This window comes from Arsukibacterium sp. (assembly GCF_036735525.1).
Classification (GTDB): domain Bacteria; phylum Pseudomonadota; class Gammaproteobacteria; order Enterobacterales; family Alteromonadaceae; genus Alishewanella.
Genome location: NZ_DAINOE010000182.1, coordinates 1 through 2,553, shown reverse-complemented (window position 1 = coordinate 2,553; position 2,553 = coordinate 1). Strand labels below are relative to the sequence as shown.

General features: G+C 47.9%; 2 protein-coding genes and 1 pseudogene. All 3 read right to left on the bottom strand.

Annotation, left to right across the window (positions count from 1 at the left end):
• Positions 1–196, bottom strand: a pseudogene (locus V7D78_RS17010) (GDP-mannose dehydrogenase); the annotation flags it as partial.
• Positions 193–1,419 (bottom strand): TIGR03087 family PEP-CTERM/XrtA system glycosyltransferase, encoded by a 1,227-nt coding sequence (locus V7D78_RS17005; RefSeq protein ID WP_333609644.1) that lies wholly within the window; start codon positions 1,417–1,419, stop codon positions 193–195. The pseudogene V7D78_RS17010 and the gene V7D78_RS17005, both read right to left, overlap by 4 nt.
• On the bottom strand, positions 1,416–2,553 hold a 1,138-nt coding region (locus V7D78_RS17000), incomplete at its 5' end, for an asparagine synthetase B family protein (protein ID WP_333609643.1). The genes V7D78_RS17000 and V7D78_RS17005, both read right to left, overlap by 4 nt.

Below are 2,553 nucleotides of genomic sequence, written 5' to 3'. Positions count from 1 at the left end.
CCCGTACCCGGCCACTTGCTGCCATAGCCGCCATCAATTCAGGCATGCCCTCTTCGATAACCGGAGATTGGCCATCCATAATTAATTGTAGTTTTACCGAGTCGATATCTACGCCAATTACCGTGTTGCCATCACGAGCCAGGCAGGCCAGTGACACAGCACCAACATAGCCCAGACCAAAAATACTAATATTCATAATTGCACGTCCCGTTGTGTCTGTTGGGTTTCCTGAAATAAGTTTAGGCATTGCTGCACTATGCTGTCTAACTGCTGCATTGATAAATGCCATTGATGATGAGTGAGCATGCGTTCGCGGCCGGCTTGAGACAATTGCTGCCTTAACTCGGGCTCCAGCATCAGCCGGCATAATTCCTGTGCATACTGTGAAGGCGTGTCTGCAATCAGAAAATGCCGGCCAGCCACCGCGTCTATGCCTCCGGCAGCCTGACTGCTGCACACTACCGGTACAGCCATTGCCATGGCCTCTAAGATTTTGTTTTGGGTGCCCCTGGCAATATTTAGCGGTGCTACCATGGCAGCAGTATTGATAATAAAGGGCCGGACATCATCTACTGAGCCCGTGACAATAACGCCCGGTATATTCGCCAGCTCACGAATGGCTTTGCTGGGCTCGGCGCCAACAATATAAAGCTTAACATCAGGCACTTGCAGCTTAATTAATGGCAAGGTGTGCTGGCAAAATTGCAGCATTGCCTCCTGGTTTGGGTAGTAATCCATGCGGCCAATAAAAGAAATACTATGGTTGTCATAGTCCTGCTGACCAGGTTTAAAATAATCGGAATCAACGCCATTAGGAAACCAGGCTGTTGGCACATGCGTCTGGTAACTTTGTAACGTAGCCAGTTCAGCCTTAGTGGTGGTGCTGCAAAGGTCAAACTGATGAGCCAGTTGTTTCTCTGCTCTGAGCATTTTTTGCCCTTCCAGCCAGTAGCCAAGACTCAGTGGAAAGGGTTTAAAGGCGCGGTATGCTAACCATTTTTGCGAATCCATATCGCCAAAATCTAATAATTTAGGTGTATCCTTAATATGCGCAACGTATTGCGCTACTGAGGAGCAGTGCACAAAAATCAGATCGAACTGATGTTGTTTCAGCAGTTGATTGATATGACGCTGTAAGTCGCGGCTGTAAAAGTACCCCATAGAAGAGGGCGTTAACACTGGTAGACGCAGTATCATGCGGCAGAACTGCCAGGGTTCGGATACCACAGCTGCATAATACTGCTCGCAGTAACGCTCAATGCCTGTTCCCTCAGCTGCTTCTGCTTCGTTTCGGGCCAACGAGGCTACATATACCTGATGGCCTTGCTGATGAAAATGACGGATCATATTAAAAGGCCGGATTTTGCCGCCTCTTTTAGGAGGAAACGGAAAGCGGTGGCAAACATATAAAATTTTCATATCGACTTCCTGATTGTCTCACTGATTTGCTCAGCGCTTTGTCCATCGAGGTACAACTGGCACCAAATCTCCAGATTTAATAAGGCCAGCAGATGATCGGTGTGATCTTCCTGCCCGGATTGATGTAACGCCAGTGTTTGTGCAATCAACGGCCAGCTTAGTAAACCCCGTTGCTCAATACGTTGCTGATTGACAAAAAACGCCAGTAAGCTTGCTAACTCCTGTTTTAACCAGGCGCCCAGTGGTGCACCAAAACCACGCTTTGGCCTGTCCAGAATACTGCCTGGTAAAATATCGCTCAAGGCTTCTTTTAACAGGTGCTTTAAACGGCCATTTTTCATGACCAGTTGCTGCGGTATCTTAACCGCCAGCTCGACCAATTGATGGTCTAAAAAAGGGACTCGACATTCCAGCGATGTCGCCATGGTCATTTTATCTGTGAGTAACAATAAATCGTCAGCTAGCTGTGTTTGCCGGTCTGTATCAAACATACGCCATAAACTCTGTTCTGCACTGCTCAGTTGGTAGCGTTGCTGCACCAGATTTGGTCCAACCGGTGGCTGTTGCATTAATTGCTGACTTTGCTGCTCGCTGAATACCTGCATGTATCGCAGATAGCGCTGATCTTCTGCCAGCTCGGCACTTTGCACAAAGGCTTTAGTTAATCTTAGTGTATTTAGCCATTTAGAATGGCGATCACTGGGTAGTTTATTTGCAAGCGGGCTGATCAGCTTTTGTCGTAACCAGGCGGGGATTTTCTGGTACTTTTGTAAATAATGTTCACCCTGATACCGCCGGTAGCCACCAAATAACTCATCGCCGCCAACACCGGATAAAATCACCGTCACATCTTTATGGGCAAACTCAGAAACCAGGTAGGTCGTGATAAAAGCACTGTCGGCAACCGGCTCATCCAGATGCCATAATAGTTTGGGCAGTAAACTGACGACATCGGGTTTAACCAGGATTTCTTTATGCAGGGTGCCAAATTGTTCCGCTACGGCGCGGGCGTAAGGCAGTTCATTGTAAAATTGGCCAGCACTGCCGGTATCAAAACCAATTGCATAGGTTTTTACCGGCTGCGACGAATGTTTCGACATTAGTGCAACCACGGCGCTCGAATCTACTCCGCCA

Bases quoted from the DNA above. Each gene is read 5' to 3' on its own strand.
- V7D78_RS17005 (WP_333609644.1), bottom strand. From the start codon at position 1,419: ATGAAAATTTTATATGTTTGCCACCGCTTTCCGTTTCCTCCTAAAAGA.